This is a genomic window from Phenylobacterium sp., from assembly GCF_036723115.1.
In the GTDB taxonomy this organism is placed as follows: Bacteria; Pseudomonadota; Alphaproteobacteria; order Caulobacterales; family Caulobacteraceae; genus Phenylobacterium.
On sequence record NZ_DAIMHV010000004.1, the window covers coordinates 36,273 to 54,743 of the forward strand.

Annotated in this window: 8 protein-coding genes; 6 read left to right on the forward strand and 2 right to left on the reverse strand. The window is 68.1% G+C overall.

Annotated elements, in window-relative coordinates; all coding sequences use genetic code 11:
* Positions 1-77: 77 nt before the first annotated feature.
* From V7D28_RS01120 to treY, 6 genes are read left to right on the forward strand one after another with little or no spacing between them, the layout of a single operon-like run.
* The gene (locus V7D28_RS01120) at positions 78-3,311 is read left to right on the forward strand and encodes a maltotransferase domain-containing protein (protein WP_333585511.1); all 3,234 of its coding nucleotides are present in this window, start codon (positions 78-80) and stop codon (positions 3,309-3,311) included.
* Positions 3,308-6,568, forward strand: a complete 3,261-nt coding sequence (treS, locus tag V7D28_RS01125) for a maltose alpha-D-glucosyltransferase (RefSeq protein ID WP_333585512.1) — start codon at positions 3,308-3,310, stop codon at positions 6,566-6,568. The genes V7D28_RS01120 and treS overlap by 4 nt, the downstream gene beginning before the upstream one ends.
* Positions 6,565-8,772 carry a 1,4-alpha-glucan branching protein GlgB gene (gene glgB / locus V7D28_RS01130; RefSeq protein ID WP_333585513.1) on the forward strand — a complete coding sequence of 736 codons (2,208 nt, stop codon included), beginning with the start codon at positions 6,565-6,567 and terminating at the stop codon, positions 8,770-8,772. Before treS ends, glgB begins: the two co-directional genes overlap by 4 nt.
* Entirely contained in the window at positions 8,756-12,619 is a 3,864-nt protein-coding gene (gene glgX / locus V7D28_RS01135) for a glycogen debranching protein GlgX (RefSeq protein WP_333585514.1), read from the forward strand. Before glgB ends, glgX begins: the two co-directional genes overlap by 17 nt.
* Positions 12,616-14,643 (forward strand): 4-alpha-glucanotransferase, encoded by a 2,028-nt coding sequence (malQ, locus tag V7D28_RS01140; RefSeq protein WP_333585515.1) that lies wholly within the window; start codon positions 12,616-12,618, stop codon positions 14,641-14,643. The genes glgX and malQ overlap by 4 nt, the downstream gene beginning before the upstream one ends.
* Positions 14,640-17,204 carry a malto-oligosyltrehalose synthase gene (gene treY / locus V7D28_RS01145; protein ID WP_333585516.1) on the forward strand — a complete coding sequence of 855 codons (2,565 nt, stop codon included), beginning with the start codon at positions 14,640-14,642 and terminating at the stop codon, positions 17,202-17,204. Before malQ ends, treY begins: the two co-directional genes overlap by 4 nt.
* Positions 17,205-17,226: 22 nt before the next feature.
* On the opposite strand, the gene V7D28_RS01150 is transcribed toward treY, so the two are convergent.
* A complete protein-coding gene (locus tag V7D28_RS01150) occupies positions 17,227-18,096 on the reverse strand; it encodes an NAD(P)/FAD-dependent oxidoreductase (protein ID WP_333585517.1) in 870 nt (289 codons plus the stop codon).
* The coding region (locus V7D28_RS01155; protein ID WP_333585518.1) for a hypothetical protein at positions 18,093-18,471 on the reverse strand (379 nt) is incomplete at its 5' end. The genes V7D28_RS01150 and V7D28_RS01155, both read right to left, overlap by 4 nt.

The following is an 18,471-nucleotide window of genomic DNA, read 5'->3' on the forward strand; positions in this document are numbered from 1 at the left end:
GGCCGAGAAAGGGAGCTGCGCCTTAGGAACGAAGCAACCTGGGGGCGGTTGTGGCTCCACATCAGCTCTGAGGCCCTATGACTCCCGTCGCCCCCCCGCGTCACCCCGGTCTCAGCATCTACTACGCCCCGCCTGGCGTTCTCCTGGAGCGCGATGGCCCTTCGCGTCTGGCGGAGCGGGCCGAGAGCCTTGGCTTCAACCATCTGCTGCTGGCGCCGCCCTTTGCTCACAACGGCGACATTTTCCGGCCGGCCGACCACGAGCGTTCCAGCCTGGCAGGCGCGTCGGTGTCTGAGGTGCTCAGGGTCCTGTCCGAAGCGTGCGCCGCCCGGAACCTGCGCCTGATGTTGGACCTCGACCTCAGCCGGTTCGACGCCGAACACCCTCTCGTGACGGAACGCCCGGAGGCGTTCACCCTGAGGCGCGAGGCGGTGGCCGACGGCCCTATCGATCCCAGGACCCCCACGCCGCCGCGGGGCATGGCGCTCGCCCGGCTGAGGGATGAGTCTTCCTGGGCGCTGGTGTCCGATTGGATATTGGCTCGCGCCGAGGCCTGGATCGAAAGCGGACTGTCGGGCTTCCGACTGCTGCGGCCCGATCAGGCGGAGCCGGCCCGATGGACGGGGCTGCTGGAGCGCCTCAGGCGCGCGCGTCCGGACCTGGTCGTGATCGCCGACACCCCTGGGCTTAGCCGTCAGGCGGCCATGGCGCTCGCTCCTTGCGGGTTCGACGCGCTGGTGTCCTCATCCGCCTGGTGGGACGGCAGGTCGCCCTGGCTTGTGGAAGAGCACGAGGATCTTCGCCCGATCGCCCCGCTCCTCGCCCAGCCGGAGGCGCCGTTTGGCCCCCGTCTGGCCAGTCGCCTGCCGGCGGGGGCGGACCTTGGCGCGGCCTATGTGCGGGCCCTGCGCCTGACGAGCGCGACGGGCGCCGGCATGCTGATGCCCATGGGATTCGAGGCCGGCGAGCGCATCCCCTTGAGCGAGGGAATGGCGCTTCCCATCGAACGCCCGGAGCTTGCCGAGGCGGTGAAGGCGGCCAACCGGTTGACGGCGGAGCTCGCCCCCTTCGGAGGGGAGATGCGGATGCTGACCGGCTCCGGCGCCCCCGCCACCGCCTTCGTCCGCGCCAGCGGCCCCGACCTGCGCACGGCTCAGGCCGTCATCCTGGTCCTCGCCAATCCATCCCTTGAGGTCTCCGCCGACCTCGAGCCTGCGACGTTCCTGCCGGCTGTCGGACCCTTTGGCCCCTTTGAGGCCCTGGACGGGCGAGAGGCGGCCTTTGAACCGCTGGCGGCCGGCGAAGTTCGTCTGCTCGGCGCCAGGCGCAGTCTTCCCATTACGAGCGCCGCGCGCGGGGGGCGGCAAGGCGCAAAGAGCGCCGCCAAGGCCCCACGCCTGGTGATCGAGGAGGTGTCGCCCCACGTCTCCGGCGGCGCCTTCGCGGTGAAGAGGATCGTGGGCGAGACCGTCGAGGTGACGTGTGCGGTCTATGGCGATGGTCACGAAGAGCTCGCTGTGGAGCTGCGGTGGCGCGCCGCCGACAGCGATGCCTGGTCATCCATGCGCATGGCCGCGCTCGGCAATGACGCGTGGCGGGGCGCACTCTCTCTCGAGCGGCTGGGGCGCCATCAGTTCACCGTCCAGGCCTGGATCGACCGCTACGGCACATACCGCCGCGACCTTTCCAAGAAGATCGAAGCCGGCGTGGCCCAGGCCGTCGATTTCGAGGAAGGGCGGCTGATGATCCTTGAGGCGGCGCCGCAGGATCCCTCTGGAGAACTGGCCGCCCTGGCCCGTGACCTGGAAGCTCTCACCCCGCAGGAGGCGGGTCAGCGACTGCTGGCGGCGGAAACCACCGATCTCATGGATCAGGCGCAAGGCCGGGCCTTCGCCTGCACAGCTGAGGTTCAGGGCATCGACGCGGAGCGTCGAGAGGCTCAGTTCGCCAGCTGGTACGAGCTCTTTCCCCGCTCTCAGACCGACGACCCCGCGCATCACGGGACATTCGACGATGTCATCGCCCGCCTGCCGGACATCCGCGCCATGGGCTTCGACGTGCTCTACTTCCCGCCGATCCATCCGATTGGCGAACGCCACCGAAAGGGCCGCAACAACAGCCTGACCGCCGAACCCGGCGATCCGGGCAGTCCCTACGCCATAGGTTCAGCCGACGGCGGGCACGACGCGATCCACCGGGAGCTGGGGACCTTCGAGGACTTTCGGCGTCTGGTGGCGGCCGCCGCAGACCAGGGTCTGGAGATCGCCCTGGACTTCGCCATTCAGTGCTCGCCTGACCATCCCTGGATCAAGGCGCACCCCGGCTGGTTCGACTGGCGGCCGGACGGCACGATCAAATATGCGGAGAACCCGCCGAAGAAGTACCAGGACATCGTCAATGTGGACTTCTATCGGGCAGAGGCGATCCCAGACCTGTGGCTCGCCCTGCGCGACGTGGTCCTCTTGTGGGTGCGCGAGGGTGTTCGGACCTTCCGGGTCGACAACCCCCACACCAAGCCCTTCGCCTTCTGGGAGTGGATGATCCGCGAGGTCCGCAGCGCCCATCCGGATGTCATCTTTCTGTCGGAGGCCTTCACCCGCCCAAGGGTGATGTACCGCCTGGCCAAGGTCGGCTTCTCGCAGTCTTACACCTACTTCACCTGGAGACACACCAAGGCGGAGTTCGTCGACTACCTCACCGAACTGACCACGACGGCGCCCAAGGCGTTCTTCCGCCCGAATTTCTTCGTCAATACGCCCGACATCAATCCGTACTTCCTGCAGACCTCGGGCCGCGCCGGCTTCCTGATCCGAGCGGTGCTGGCCGCAACCCTGTCCGGACTGTGGGGAGTCTATTCCGGGTTCGAGCTGCTCGAGTCCGAGCCCGTGCCGGGCAAGGAAGAATACAAAGACTCCGAGAAGTACGAGATCCGGCCGCGGGACTGGAAGGCGCCGCACAGCATCGTTCCGGAGATCACCCAGCTGAACCGCCTGCGGCGCAGCCATCCGGCCCTGCAGACGCACCTCAACGTGCACTTCCTGCCGGCCAGCGACGACAACATCCTGTTTTACGCCAAGCCGAGCCCGGACGGCGGCGACCTCATTCTGGTGGCGGTGAACCTCGACCCTCACGGCGCCCACGAGGCCGACGTGGAGGCCCCGTTCTGGCGGCTGGGCCTGGATGATCATGCCGCCGTTCAGACGGAAGATCTCCTGACCGGCCAGACCTTCACCTGGCAGGGCAAGTGGCGTCGTCTCGCCCTCGATCCTGCCCGACCCTACCTCATGTTCCGGATGGAGGCCCCGCGATGAGCGTCGCCTATCTCGCCGAAGACGCGGCGGCGGACGTTGCCCCGGCCGCCGACCCGCTATGGTACAAAGACGCCGTCATCTATCAGCTGCACGTGAAGTCGTTCTTCGACTCCAACGATGACGGCGTCGGTGATTTCAAGGGTCTGTCGGCCAAACTCGACTATATCGCCAGCCTGGGCGTCAATGCGGTCTGGCTCCTGCCCTTCTATCCGTCTCCGCGTCGGGACGACGGCTATGACATCGCAGACTATCGCGGCGTTCATCCCGAGTATGGCGACTTTGACGATGTAAAGCGCTTCATCGACGAGGCGCACGCCCGGGGGATACGGGTCATCACCGAACTGGTGATCAATCACACCTCTGACCAGCACCCATGGTTCCAGGCCGCCAGACGAGCACCCCCCGGCTCGCCGGAGCGGGACTTCTACGTCTGGTCGGACGACGACACCGCCTATGGCGGGACGCGCATCATCTTCCTCGACACCGAGACATCCAACTGGACCTGGGATCCCGTGGCCGGCGCCTATTACTGGCACCGCTTCTACGCCCACCAGCCCGACCTGAACTTCGACAATCCGAAGGTGCTGGAAGAGGTGCTTTCGGTGATGCGCTTCTGGCTGGAGGCCGGTGTCGACGGACTTCGCCTGGACGCCATTCCCTATCTCATCGAGCGCGAGGGCACGAACAACGAGAACCTGCCCGAGACCCATGACGTCCTGAAAGCGATCAGGGCCCATCTCGATGAGCACTTCCAGGACCGCATGCTGTTGGCCGAGGCCAACCAGTGGCCCGAGGACACTCAGCTTTACTTCGGGGAGGGCGACGAATGCCACATGGCGTTCCACTTCCCCCTGATGCCGCGCATGTACATGGCCATCGCCCAGGAGGACCGGTTTCCGATCACCGACATCATGCGCCAGACGCCGGACATTCCGGAGTCCTGCCAGTGGGCGATCTTCCTACGCAACCATGACGAGCTGACCCTCGAAATGGTGACCCATAAGGAGCGGGACTATCTCTGGAGCGTCTACGCCTCCGAAAGCCGGGCGCGGATCAATCTGGGCATACGCCGCCGCCTGGCGCCGCTGATGGAGCGCGACCGCCGCCGGGTCGAGCTGATGAACTGCCTGCTGCTGACCATGCCCGGGACGCCGGTGATCTATTACGGCGACGAGCTGGGCATGGGGGACAACATCTATCTCGGCGATCGGGACGGGGTCCGCACGCCCATGCAGTGGTCGCCCGACCGCAATGGCGGATTCTCGCGCGCCGACCCCGCCAGCCTCGTTCTGCCGGCCATCATGGACCCGCTCTACGGTTTCCAGGCGATCAATGTAGAGGCCCAGAGCCGCGACAGCCACTCGCTGCTGAACTGGCTTCGGCGGATGTTGGCAGTGCGGCAGCGCCACAGCGCCTTTGGCCGCGGGTCGCTCCGGTTCCTACGCCCTCAGAACCGCAAGGTGATGGCCTATCTGCGGGAGCACGAGGGCGACACCATCCTGTGCGTGGCGAACCTCTCCCGCACAGCCCAGGCGGTCGAGCTGGACCTCTCGGAGTTCGCCGGATGGGTGCCCCTGGAGATGTCGGGCAGCAACCCCTTCCCGCCCATCGGCCAGCTGACCTACCTCCTGACCCTGCCGCCCTATGGATTCCACTGGTTTCAGCTTTGCGAGAAGCTGGAGGGCCCCAGCTGGAGCACGGCGCCTGCGGGCGTGCAGCCCGAACAGCACACCTTCGTGTCGCGCGGCGACCTCAAGGGGCTGACCCAGCCGCCGCACAGGGAGGTCCTGGAACGCGAGGTGCTGCCAGCCTGGATGGCCGGGCGGCGCTGGTTCCAGGCGAAGAATGCCGAACTGCTGCGCGCTCGCGTCGATTATGCCGTCACCCTGCCCGACGCCCCCGACCAGCTGATGATCGAACTCAGCGCAGAGACCACGGACGGCGAGGCCCACTACCTTGTCCCCCTCGGCATCGCCTGGGAGGACGACGTGGCCGACCCCTTTGCGCACACCCTGGCGGTCGCGCGGGTTCGAAGAGGCGCACGGGTCGGGGATCTGACCGACGCCTTCCTGACCACCGACTTCGTCCGGGCGGTCATCTCAGGCCTGCAAGACGGACTTCGGCTCGACGCGCCATCAGCTCAGATAGAGTTTCAGTCCACCGGGCTGACCCTCGAAGACGACGCCGACATCGAGTGGTCGTCGGCCGAACAGAGCAACAGCTCGGTCATCATCGGTCGAAAGGTGGTTCTCAAGCTGCTGCGCAAGGTTGTCCCCGGCATCCACCCGGAGGCGGAGATGACCCGGGTCTTGAGCCAGCGCGGCTATCGGCATGTCCCCGCGCTCTTGGGGGACGTCCGCCGCATCGAGGCCGATGGGACCCCGCACACCCTGATGGTGGCGCAGGCCTTCATCGAGAGCCAGGGCGATGGCTGGGCCTGGACACAGGAATATCTGCATCGGGCGATCGACGATCTGGTTCTGGCCGGCGGTCCGGCCGCCACGCCGGATTTCGCCTCCTATGCGGAGTTCGCCGGCGTCCTTGGGCGCAGTCTCGCAGAAATGCACGCCGTCCTGGCTGAGCCCACCGACGACCCCGCCTTTTCGCCCGAGACGATCGATGAGGCCGCCGTAGCAGAAATCCGCCGCAGCATAGGCGAGCAGGTGAACGGCGCGCTGGACGTCCTGGAACGCGGGGGGGACTGGACGGCTCACCCTCAGCTCAAGCAACTGGCGCAAGACCTGGTCCACCGTCGCGAGGCCCTGAGCCGCCTGACAGAGACGCTGTCGGCCGCGGCCCTGGGCCAGGTGCGGACTCGCATCCACGGCGACCTCCACCTCGGTCAGATACTCGTCACCGGCGGCGGCGTGACCTTCATCGACTTCGAAGGCGAACCCGCCAGGCCGCTGGAGGCTCGTCGTGCGAAGGCGAGCCCCCTGCGCGATGTGGCGGGGCTTTTGCGCTCATTCGACTATGCGGCGGCCACCGGCGCTGTGGCCGCGGCGGGCCTCGCCCAAGGCCTTCACGAACGGACCGTCCTGACGATCAGTCAGTTCGAGACGGTGGCCCGCGAAGCCTTCCTTCGGGGCTACAGTGAGTCAGGCGGCGCCTATCCTCCCGCCCTGCTGGACCTCTTCCTGCTGGAGAAGGCCGCCTATGAGGTGAGCTATGAGGCGGCCAACCGGCCCGCCTGGCTGGGTACGCCCCTGCGCGGACTGGCGGCGATCGCTGATCGGTTGCTGGACCAGCCCGCATGAGCACGTCTGGCATCGCCCTCAACCACGCCCTGACCGCCGCGCTCATGGAGGGCCGGTTGACCGACCCCTTCGCCTTCCTGGGGCCTCATCAGGAAGACGGACGGACTGTGGTGCGAACCTTCCACCCCGGCGCCGCAGGGGTCACGGCCATTCAGTGCGGCGGGTCGAACTCCCCCCTCCAGGAAGTCGCGCCAGGGCTGTTCGCCGGCCCCCTGGCCGTGGAAGGCCCCTATCGCCTGAGCATCGACTGGGCGGGGACGATCCACGAAACAGAGGATCCCTACGCCTTCGGCCTGCTCCTGGGTGAGTTGGACCTCCACCTCTTCATGGAGGGCGCACATTGGGAGCTGGCCCAGCGCATGGGCGCCCAGCCGCAGTCCTTTGAAGGCGTGGAGGGCGTGGGGTTTTCCGTCTGGGCGCCCAACGCCCGGCGCGTGTCCGTCGTCGGAGACTTCAACAGCTGGGACGGCCGCCGACACCCCATGCGCCTGCGCCACCCCGCGGGCGTCTGGGAGCTGTTCGTCCCCCGCCTGCGGCCAGGCGAACGCTACAAGTTCGAGCTGGTGGGCGCGCAGGGCGACCTCCTGCCGCTCAAGGCCGATCCGCTCGCGCGGATGACGGAGCTGCCGCCCGGCCAGGCGTCCATCGTCGCGCCGCCCGCAAGCCACGCCTGGGGCGACGCCGAGTGGATGGCCGAACGCGCCGCGCGACAGAGGCCGGACGCCCCCGTCTCGATCTATGAGGTCCACGCCGCCTCCTGGCTTCGACCGCAGGACGGCCAGGCGCCGAACCTGGACTGGGACGGACTGGCCGAGCGACTGGCGCCCTATGTGGCCGATATGGGCTTCACCCATGTGGAGCTCCTGCCGATCATGGAGCATCCGTTTGGCGGCTCCTGGGGCTACCAGCCCTTGTCGCAGTTCGCCCCCAGCGCGCGTTATGGCGCGCCAGACGGTCTGGCCCGGTTCGTGGACGCCTGTCATCGCCTGGGCGTGGGGGTGATCCTCGACTGGGTTCCCGCCCACTTCCCCACGGACGCCCATGGCTTAGCCGGCTTTGACGGCACCCACCTCTATGAGCACGCCGATCCGCGAGAGGGTTTCCACCAGGACTGGAACACGCTGATCTTCAACCTGGGGCGCCGGGAGGTGCAGGGCTTCCTCATCGCCAGCGCCCTCTACTGGCTTGAGACCTTCCATATCGACGGACTGCGCGTCGATGCCGTGGCCTCCATGCTCTATCGCGACTACAGCCGCGAGCCCGGCCAATGGGTGCCGAATGTCCACGGCGGCCGGGAAAACCTGGAGTCCATACAGTTCCTGGGGCGCCTGAACGAGGTGGTGGCCGAGCGTTGCCCGGGCGCTGTGACCATCGCCGAGGAGTCGACAGCCTGGCCGGGCGTCTCAAACCCCGTCGCCCAAGGCGGGTTGGGCTTCCAGTACAAGTGGAACATGGGGTGGATGCACGACACCCTCCACCACATGGCCCGGGACCCGGTCCACCGGAGCTGGCATCAGAACGAACTGACCTTCGGCCTGATCTACGCCTTCAGCGAACGCTTCGTCCTGCCGCTGTCCCATGACGAGGTTGTGCACGGGAAAGGCTCTTTGCTGGGGAAGATGCCGGGGGATCGATGGCGGCAGTTCGCCAATCTGCGCGCCTACCTGGCCTTCATGTGGGCCCACCCGGGAAAGAAGCTGCTCTTCATGGGCGGCGAACTCGCCCAGCCTTCGGAGTGGAACCACGACGGGGTCGTGCCCTGGGACCTGCTGCGGCAGGCCGAACATGCGGGCATGCAGCGGCTGGTCCGCGATCTCAACGGCGTTTATGGCCGCGAGCCGGCTCTGCACGGAAGCGACGCTGATCCGGAAGGCTTCGCCTGGATCTGCACGGACGCCGAGGCCGGCGTGCTCGCCTTTCGTCGCCAGGCCGACGGCCAAGCGGCCCCACTGATTTTCGTGCTGAACGCGACCCCTGAACCTCGCCGCAGCTTCAGTGTGGGGGCCCCAGCCCCCGGCCCCTGGCGCGAACTGATCAATACCGACGCCGCCTTTTACGGCGGCGGGAACATTGGAAATGGCGGCGTGGTTCACACCGAGCCCACCGCCGCCCACGGCCTTCGGCAATCACTGAACCTCACCCTCCCCCCCTCGGCGCGGGTATCCTGCGTCATGAAGGAAGCTTGGCTTGATCCCTATTCCTGAGCGGCTGGAGGGCGGCCTTCCCTACCCCCTCGGCGCGAACTTCGACGGGCTCGGCATCAATTTCGCCGTCTATTCCGCCCACGCCGAGAAGATCGAACTCTGCGTGTTCGAAGAGACCGGACGGCGGGAGATCGCCCGACTCCCTCTGCCGGAATGGACCGACGAGGTCTGGCACGGCTACCTCCCTGGGGCGAAGCCTGGGCTGCTCTATGGCTATCGGGCGCATGGCCCTTACGCCCCTCTGGAAGGGCACCGCTTCAACCCCAACAAGCTGCTCATCGACCCCTATGCCCGCAGCCTGGCAGGCGATCTTCGGTGGACCGATGCGCTCTTCGGTTACCGCGTGAACGCCCCGCGGGCCGATCTCACGTTCGATCGACGCGACAGCGCGCCGGCCATGCCCAAGTCGATGGTCACCGCTGATCCCTTCGACTGGAGCACAGACCGCAGGCCCAACACCCCGTGGTCGGACACGGTCATCTACGAGTGCCACGTCCGCGGCCTGACCATGCTGCTGGAAGAGGTCCGCCCGCCGGTGAGGGGGACCTTCGCAGCCCTCACCCATCCCAAGGTGATCGATCACCTCAAGCGCCTGGGCGTCACGGCGGTGGAGCTGCTGCCCGTTCACGCCTTCGCCCAGGACCGGTTCCTGCAGGAAAAGGGCCTCGCGAACTATTGGGGCTACAGCACCCTCAACTACTTCACCCCGGAGCGTAGCTATCTGTCCGGGGGAGACCAGAACGAACTGCGCATGGCGGTGCGGCGGTTGCACGCCGCCGGGCTGGAAGTGATCCTGGACGTGGTCTTCAACCACACGGCCGAAGGCAGCGAGCGCGGGCCCACCCTCTCGTTCCGCGGCCTGGACAATGCCAGCTACTACACCCTGGTGGAGGGCGAACCCCGGTTCTGCGTCAATGACACCGGGACCGGCAACACGGTCAACATGTCCAACGCCCGCGTGGTCCAGATGGTCGCGGACTCCCTGCGCTACTGGACGCAATCCTACGGCGTCGACGGTTTCCGGTTCGACCTGGGCGTCACACTGGGGCGGGAGAAGCACGGCTTCGACCCCGGCGCCGCCTTTTTCGATGTTCTGCGCCAGGACCCGACCCTGCAGGGGATCAAGCTCATCTCAGAGCCCTGGGACATCGGGCCGGGCGGCTACCAGCTGGGCAACCATCCCCCCGGCTTTGCGGAGTGGAACGACCGGTTCCGCGACAATGTGCGGTGCTACTGGCGCGGAGATGAGGGCGGCAGGCCCGACCTAGCCGCGCGGCTTTCAGGCTCGGGCGACATCTTCGACCGGCAGGCCAGGCGGCCCTGGGCGTCTGTGAACTTCCTCACCTCGCACGACGGATTCACCCTGGCGGACCTCGTCTCCTATGAGGAACGCCACAACGAGGCGAATGGCGAGGACAGCCGCGACGGCCACAGCGAAAACCACTCCCGCAACTGGGGGGAAGAGGGACCGACCGCCGACGCCGACATCCAGCGCACCCGCGGGCGGGTGATGCGGGCCATGTTGACGACGCTGTTCGCCTCGTCAGGCACCCCCATGCTGCTGGGGGGCGACGAGTTCGCCCGGACCCAGGGCGGCAACAACAATGCCTACTGCCAGGACAATGAAATCTCCTGGTTTGACTGGCGTCAGCTGGAGTCGCCCGAGGGTCAGGGCCAGATCGACTTCGTTTCGCGTCTGATCGCCCTTCGCCGGACCTATGGGACGCTGAGGCCCAACCAGTTTCTCCACGGGCAGAACGAGTATGCGCCCGGCGTCCTCGACGTGGATTGGTTCGACGAGCACGGCCGCAACCTCTCCACCGAAGACTGGCAGAACCCGCACGGCCTCGCCCTGACCATGCGCCGCGCGGCGCCCCGCGAGGACGGCCGGGTGGAACTCATGTTGCTGCTCACCAACGCCAGCGACGACGCGATCACCTTCCATCTGCCGGAGCCCATGGGCGCACCGCAGGTCCTTCTGGACAGCGCCCACCCGGGGGTCGCAGAGCACGCCTTGACCGGCACTCAGGTCGAGGTGGAGGCCCATAGCGCCGTTCTTTTGCAGTCGGTGGTCGAGGGCTCCGGCGGCTCCGGGCGCTGGGTCCACGAACTGCCCTTCGGCGCCACCGTGCTCTCCGAAGATCGGACCCGCTTCCGGCTCTGGGCGCCGGCTTGCGAGACCGTAAGTCTGGAAGTCGACGGTCTGCCCGCTCAGTCCATGACCGCGGCCGAACAGGGCTGGTTCGAGGCCGAGGCGCCCTGCGGCGCGGGCTCCCTGTACCGCTTCCGGGTGAGCGAGGACGCCGCAGTCCCCGATCCGGCCTCGCGCCGTCAGAACGGGGACGTCCACGACGCCAGCGTGGTCGTCGACCCGGCCGCCTACCGGTGGCGGACCGCCGACTGGAAAGGCCGCCCCTGGGAAGAGGCCGTGATCCTGGAGGTCCATCCGGGCCTGATGGACGGCTTCGCCGGCATCGCCCAGCGGCTTGCCGACCTGAAGGCCTTGGGTTTCACGGCTGTGGAGCTGATGCCGATCGCCGACTTCCCCGGCCAGCGGAACTGGGGCTACGACGGCGTCCTGCCGTTTGCGCCCGACGCCGCCTATGGCTCGCCCGACGAGTTGAAGGCGATGATCGACCGCGCCCACGAGCTCGGCATGATGGTTTTGCTCGACGTGGTCTACAACCACTTCGGGCCGGACGGAAACGCGCTTGGCCTGTATGCGCCGCAGTTCTTCCGCGACGACATCCAGACCCCCTGGGGCGCGGCCATCGACTTCCGAAGACCCGAGGTCCGCCGGTTCTTCATCGAGAACGCCGTCTATTGGATCAATGAGTACCGCTTCGACGGACTGCGGTTCGACGCCGTCCACGCCATCAGCGAGCGCGACTGGATCGATGAGATGGGCGAGGCCGTCAGGGCCGCGGCCGGACGGGAGCGGCATGTCCACCTCATCCTCGAAAACGACGACAACGTCCCCGAGCACCTCAAGGGCGCCTTCGACGCCCAATGGAATGACGACGCCCACCATGTGCTGCATGTGCTTCTGACCGGCGAGCGCGAAGGCTATTACGCCGCCTATGCCGAGGCGCCGGCCGAAGCCCTGGCCCGGGCCCTGGCCGAGGGCTTCGTCTATCAGGGTGAAGCCTTCGCCCTTCGGGACGGCGCCCCCCGAGGCGGGCCGAGCGCCGGCCTGCCGCCCACGGCCTTCGTCAACTTCCTCCAGAACCACGACCAGATCGGCAACCGGGCCATGGGCGAGAGGCTCTCAACCCTGGCCGATCCCGCCGCGCTGCGTGCGGCGACGGGTCTCATCCTGCTGGCCCCGCACATTCCCATGGTCTTCATGGGCGAGGATACGGGCAGCCATGCGCCGTTCCTCTATTTCACCGACCACAACGATGATCTCGCCCACGCTGTGCGGGAAGGACGGCGGGCCGAATTCGCCCACTTTCCGGCCTTTGCAGACCCAGAGACCCGGGCGACCATCCCCGACCCCAACGACCCGGAGACCTTCGAGACGTCCCATCCCGATCCCGGGCCGGACGCCGCTGAGTGGCGACGCCTTTACGCCGACCTGCTCAAGGTGCGCGCCCGCGACCTGGTCCCTCGGCTGAAAGGCGCGCGCAGCCTGGGCGCCCACGCCGTTGGGCCGGCCGCCGTCACGGCCGCCTGGCGATTGGGAGACGGCGCGCGCTGGACGCTCGCCCTCAACTTGGGGACGGAGGCTGTCGAAATCTCCAGCCCGCCGGAGAGGACGGCGCTTGTGACCCTGGGCGGGGGGCTCGACGAGGCGGACCTGCTTGCGCCCGCCAGCCTGGTCGCCTGGCTGGAACCACGGCGGTGAGCGCGGCGGACCTCGAAGCCTTCGCAGCCGAAGCTGGGATCGCCGTGGATTGGGAAGACGTCCACGGCGCTCCGCAGCGGGTGAGTCCCGGCGCCCTGCGCGCGGTTCTGCAGGCGCTTGGTCTTCCAGCCGACACCGACGCGCAGCTGCGTGACAGCCGGGGCCGGCTGGGCGAGGCCCCACGGCCGAACTTCATGACGGCTGAGGTCGGCAAGCCCTTCCGGCCAGGCGGGGGCGGACGCGGGCTCGCCAGGCTCAGGTTTGAAGATGGCGGGGCGATGGATCTGCGGATTGATCCCGGCTCAGGCTTCACCCTCCAGGCAATAGACGCGCCCGGCTACCACCAGCTTGAGGTGGACGGACGGGACATCACTGTGGCGGTGGCTCCGGCCCGCGCCTTTTCGATCAATGAGCTTGGAACCCAGCCCCGGCTGTGGGGAACGGCGGTCCAGCTATATGGACTTAAAGGCCGGGACGCCGCCCCCTTCGGCGGGTTTGGTGAGCTGGCGGCGTTCGCCGCCGTCATGGGTCAGCGTGGCGCCGCAGCCTTGGCGGTCAGCCCTGTCCACGCCCTCTTCGCCGCCGATCCGGGGCGTTTCAGCCCTTATGCGCCATCCAGCCGTCTCTTTCTGAACGGGCTCTATGCAGACCCCGCGGCGATCCTGGGGCCAGTTCTTGGGGATCTGGGCGAACAGGCCGAAGGGGGCGCCCTCATCGACTGGGACGACGCTGTTCCCCGGCGGATGGCCGCGCTTCGCCGGGTCTACGGCCGCTTCAAGACCCAGGCGCCCCCAGCCATCAAGGCGAAACTGCGCCGCTTCGTCGAGGAGCGCGGGCCCGATCTGCGCGGTCACGCTCTCTTCGAGGCGATCCATAGCGTTCAGTTTTCCCAGAGCGGCGCCCGAGGTTGGCAGGACTGGCCTGCGCCCCTTCAGGACTGCGCGGGTCAGCCCGCGACGGCGTTCGCCGCGGAGAATGCCGACGACGTCGAGTTCCACATCTTCGTGCAGTGGCTGGCTGACGAAGGCCTCGCCCGCGCCCAGAGTGCGGCGCAAGGCGCCGGAATGCCCATCGGCCTGATCACCGACGTCGCGGTGGGCATGGACCCCGGCGGGAGCCATGCCTGGTCGCGTCCCGCCGATCTGCTCTCGGGCCTCAATGTCGGCGCCCCACCCGACGCCTTCCAGGCGAATGGGCAGGATTGGGGCGTCACGACCTTCTCCCCCCGCGCCCTGGCGGCCAGCGGCTATGCGGGGTTCCTCGCCACTCTCCGGTCGGCCATGCGGCACGCCGGCGGCGTGCGGATAGACCACATCCTTGGCCTGCGGCGTCTTTGGGTCGTGCCCCATGGGGCGGGTCCCATGGAAGGCGCCTACCTTTCCTACCCGATGAAGGACCTGATGCGCCTGATCGCGCTCGAATCCCATCGCTACGGCGTGCTGGTGATCGGAGAGGATCTGGGCACTGTCCCGGCCGGAATGCGCGAAACCCTGGACGCCGGCGGCGTGCGGGGCATGCAGGTGCTGCTGTTCGAGCAGAACGAGCAGGGGCGCTTCAAGCCCCCTGGGGCGTGGTCGCCCGGCGCCTGCGCCCTGACGACGACCCACGACCTGCCGCCCATCGCAGCCTGGTGGCGAGGCCTCGACATCGACTGGCGGATCAAGCTCAACACGGACCTCTCCGCAGAGCAGGCCGCCGAGCTGCGCACCGATCGCGCAAACCAAAGGACCGCCCTGTGGGAGGCCTTCAGCGCGGCGGGCTGCGCCAAAGGACCGGCGCCGGCCGCAGACATCACCGAACCCGTCGTCGACGCCGCCGCGTGCTTCCTCGGCAAAACAGCGTCCGAACTGGCGATACTGCCGGTCGAGGATCTGCTGGGGCTGGAGGCGCAGCCCAACCTGCCCGGCACCACCACTGAGCACCCCAACTGGCGACGGCGCCTGCCCGGGCCCGCGGCGGACCTGCTGGACACGCCAGCCGTCGCCCGCCGGCTCGCTCAGCTGAACAGAGAGCGGCCCAGATGATCCCGACGGCCACCTACCGCGTGCAGTTCCACGCCGGCTTCACCTTCGCCGACGCCGCAGGCCTGGCCCGCTACTGGGGGGACCTCGGCGTCAGCCATCTCTATGCCTCGCCCATCGCCACGGCCCGATCGGGGTCCATGCATGGCTATGACGTGGTCGATCCGACGACCATCAACCCTGCGCTTGGGGGCGAAGGCGGCTTTCGTGACCTCGTGGCGCGGCTGAGAGCCGAAGGCCTGGGGGTCATTCTGGACATCGTCCCAAACCACCTGGCCGTGGGCGGCGGCGACAACGCCTGGTGGCTCGACGTGCTGGAGAAGGGCGAGGCGAGCGCCTATGCGCCCGTGTTCGACATCGACTGGCGGCCGGCCGACCCTGCCCTGCGGGGCAAGGTGCTCGCCCCCTTTCTGGGCGTCCCCTATGGCGAGGCGCTCGCAGCCGGAGAGATCCGGCTCGAGGCCGGTGATGACGGCGCGATCTGGGCGCTGGCCCACGGCCACCACCGGTTTCCGATCCGGGAGACCGATCGCGCCGAAGTCCAGGCAAGCGGTCTCGCGGCCTTTGATCCGGCGCACGAGGCAGGCCGGGCGCGGCTTCATGACCTGTTGGAACGCCAGGCCTTCCGCCTGTCCTGGTGGCGGACGGCGGGCGACGAAATCAACTGGCGGCGCTTCTTCGACATCACCGAGCTGGCGGGCGTGCGTGTGGAAGATCCCGCAGTCTTCGACCTGATCCATGCGCTGCCGTTGCGCCTCTATGCGGAGAGTCTGATCGACGGCCTTCGGATCGACCACATCGATGGCCTGGCCGACCCAGGGGGATACATCGGCCGGCTTCGCACCTTGCTGGCGGAACGCGAGACCGACCGACCGGCCGAAGCCCCTGGGGGTTCGGCCTATCTCGTGGTGGAGAAAATCCTGGCGCCTCGCGAGACGCTTCAGGGCGGCTGGGCCTGCGACGGCGCCACGGGCTACGAGTTCATGGACGACGTCGCCGCCCTGATGCACGACCCGGCCGGCGCGGACCGGCTGACCGCCATGTGGGAGCAGGTGAGCGGGCGCCCAGGCGAATTTGAGGCCGAAGAGCATCTCGCCCGCCGTGAATTGCTCACCCACGGCTTCGCCGGTCAGGTGGAGGCCGCCGCCGGCGTCTTCCACGAGCTGGCCCGGGGCAGCCTTGCGACCCGCGACCTGACGCAGGGCGCCTTGCGGCGGGCGCTCATCGAACTGCTCGCAGGCTTCGGCGCCTATCGGCTGTATGGCGATGGCGCGCCCCTCTCGCAGGCCGAGCAAGAGTTGCTGTCCGCCGCAGGCGTCAAGGCGCGCAGCGGGCTCAAGCCCGCGGATCTCCCTGCCCTGGAGCAGATAGAAGCCTGGCTGGGGGGCCAGGGTCCCGGCGAGCTCGACATGCGCCGAAGGGCGCTGCGCAAATTCCACCAGTTGAGCGCGCCGGTCGCAGCGAAATCCGCGGAAGACACGGCGTTCTACCGCCACCTGCGGCTGCTCTCGCGCAATGAGGTGGGCTCCAACCCCGGGCGCCTGGCCCTTTCCACTGAAGACTTTCACGAGCAGAACCGCGCCCGCGCGGCCGAACATCCCGGCGCCATGCTGACCACGGCCACCCATGACCACAAGCGGGGCGAAGACGCCCGCGCCCGGCTGGCCGTCTTGAGCGAAACGGCCGAAATCTGGTGCGACCGGGTACGGACATGGCTGTCGCTGACGCCGCCTGAGATGGCCCAGGCCGACGCCTATCAGATGCATCAGACCTTGGTGGGCGCCTTGCCGCTGGATCTGGGCCTGGACGACGACCGGGGTCTGGCGGAACTCGAACAGAGGGTGGCCGGCTGGTTCGTCAAGGCTCTGCGGGAAGGCAAACTCCGCTCGTCCTGGGTCGCCCCCGACACCGTCTATGAAGAAATCTGCCTGGCCCATCTCTCCCGATGCCTGGCTGACCGCTCCTACCGCGCCTCCCTCTACGGTCTCGTCGGTGAGATCGCGCCGGCCGGCGCCATGAAGGGCCTGGCCCAGGCTCTCCTGCGCTCCGCGAGCCCGGGCATGCCCGATACCTACCAGGGGGCGGAACTGTGGGACTTCAGCCTTGTGGACCCCGACAATCGCAGACCCGTCGACTTCGATCGCCGACGGGCGATGCTGGTCCATCCCGACGCGCTGGACCTGGGCCGCTGGCGGGATGGGGGGGTGAAACAGCAGGTCATCGCCCGGAGTCTCGACCTGCGTCGTAAGATGCCGGAGACCTTCCAAGCCGGAGACTACGCGCCGCTTCAGGTGTCGGGCGTCCGAAAGGACGCGGTGATCGCCTTCGCTCGGCGTTGCAAGGCCGGGATGGTGGTGGCCGCCGCGGTGATCCACTGTCCGCCGTCGGCATTGGCGGCGGGACAGCCTCTCCCGGTCCGTGAGTGGTGGGAGGACACGGAGATCCAGCTGGGCGAAGCGGCCGATTTCTCTGACCAGCTATGCGGGGGCCGGATCGCAGCCGCGTCGGCCCCGGCCGCCGTCCTGTTCGAACGCCTGCCGGTGGCGCTGCTGTCGCGAACCTAGCCGCTCGGTCGTCACCTCCCCCTCACGCCCCTCGGAGCCGGTTATGAATGGCCGTAGCGGCCACCGCCGCCTCGCCCACCGCGACTGATATCTGATTGAGGCCACGCACCACGTCGCCGGCGGCATAGAGGCCCTCGATGCTGGTCATCTGATGAGCATCGACGATGAGGCGGCCCGACTCGTCTCGGCGCGCGCCCAGGCCGACGGCGACCTCCGCCTGGCCGGAACACCCCAAAGCGAGATAGAGGTAGTCAAATCGCTGGACGGCGCCCGCCCCTCTGACCAGGAAGCCGTCGCCCTCGAATGCGAGATCTTCCAGGCGGACAGCGAGCGTGTCCGGGCGACCGGCCCCCGAGGCCCCGCCCAGATCGAGCACCGTGACATCCCTGCTATAGGTTTCAAGGAACTGCGCCTCGCGGTCGGCCAGTGGTCCGTCGCCAAGGACCGCGATCTTGGCGTCGATCGCTTCGAAGGCGTCACAGATGGGGCAGATCCGCGCCACGCTTGCGCGGATGGCGGCTTCCACCCCCGGGATCGCTGGGAGCCGGTCGACCACGCCTGTGGCCAGCAGCACCACGGGGGCCTCGACGCGCTCTTCGCCAATCTTCCCCGTGAATCCGTCCGGGCCCCCCTGAAGCCCAGAGAGGCGCGCAGCCCGCACCACGGCCCCGTACTCCACCGCCTGAGCCCTCAACCGGCGCAGAAGGGCCTCCCCGCCGATCCCATGGGGAAAACCCGGAGTGTTGTGGCTCTCCGGAATCCAGGCCGCCCGAGAGGGACCCCCATCGAGCACCAGGACCCGGCGGCGGAAGCGCCCGAGATAGGTGGCGGCGGTCAGACCGGCCGGTCCGGCCCCCACGATCACGGCATCGAAACGCTCCACGGCCGTCATGACGCGGCGACCCGCGTCGCCGCACGCCGCCGGTGGAGGAACAGGCGCTTGAGAACCACGATCGAGCCTCCGCCGGTGAGAACACACACGGCCTCCACCGCCTGCAACAATCGCTCGCAGTGGGCGGAGGAGCCGGCGAACTCAATCTGGCGAGGCATGTCAAAAGTCTGTCCGCTTCCGCGACGCGCCCGCCCACGCGCCTGTCCCGCTGCAAAGCCGCAGCCGGGCTTCAAAGTTCCGATGAACGGCGCCGGCGTGCGGGCCGCAAAGCGCGCGAGGCGCCGCGGCGAATGGCGTGGCCCGCGATGGCTTGGATCGATCTGGTCGTGGCGAACACGCGCGACGCCGCCCCGCTGGTGGGCCCGGCAGGACTCG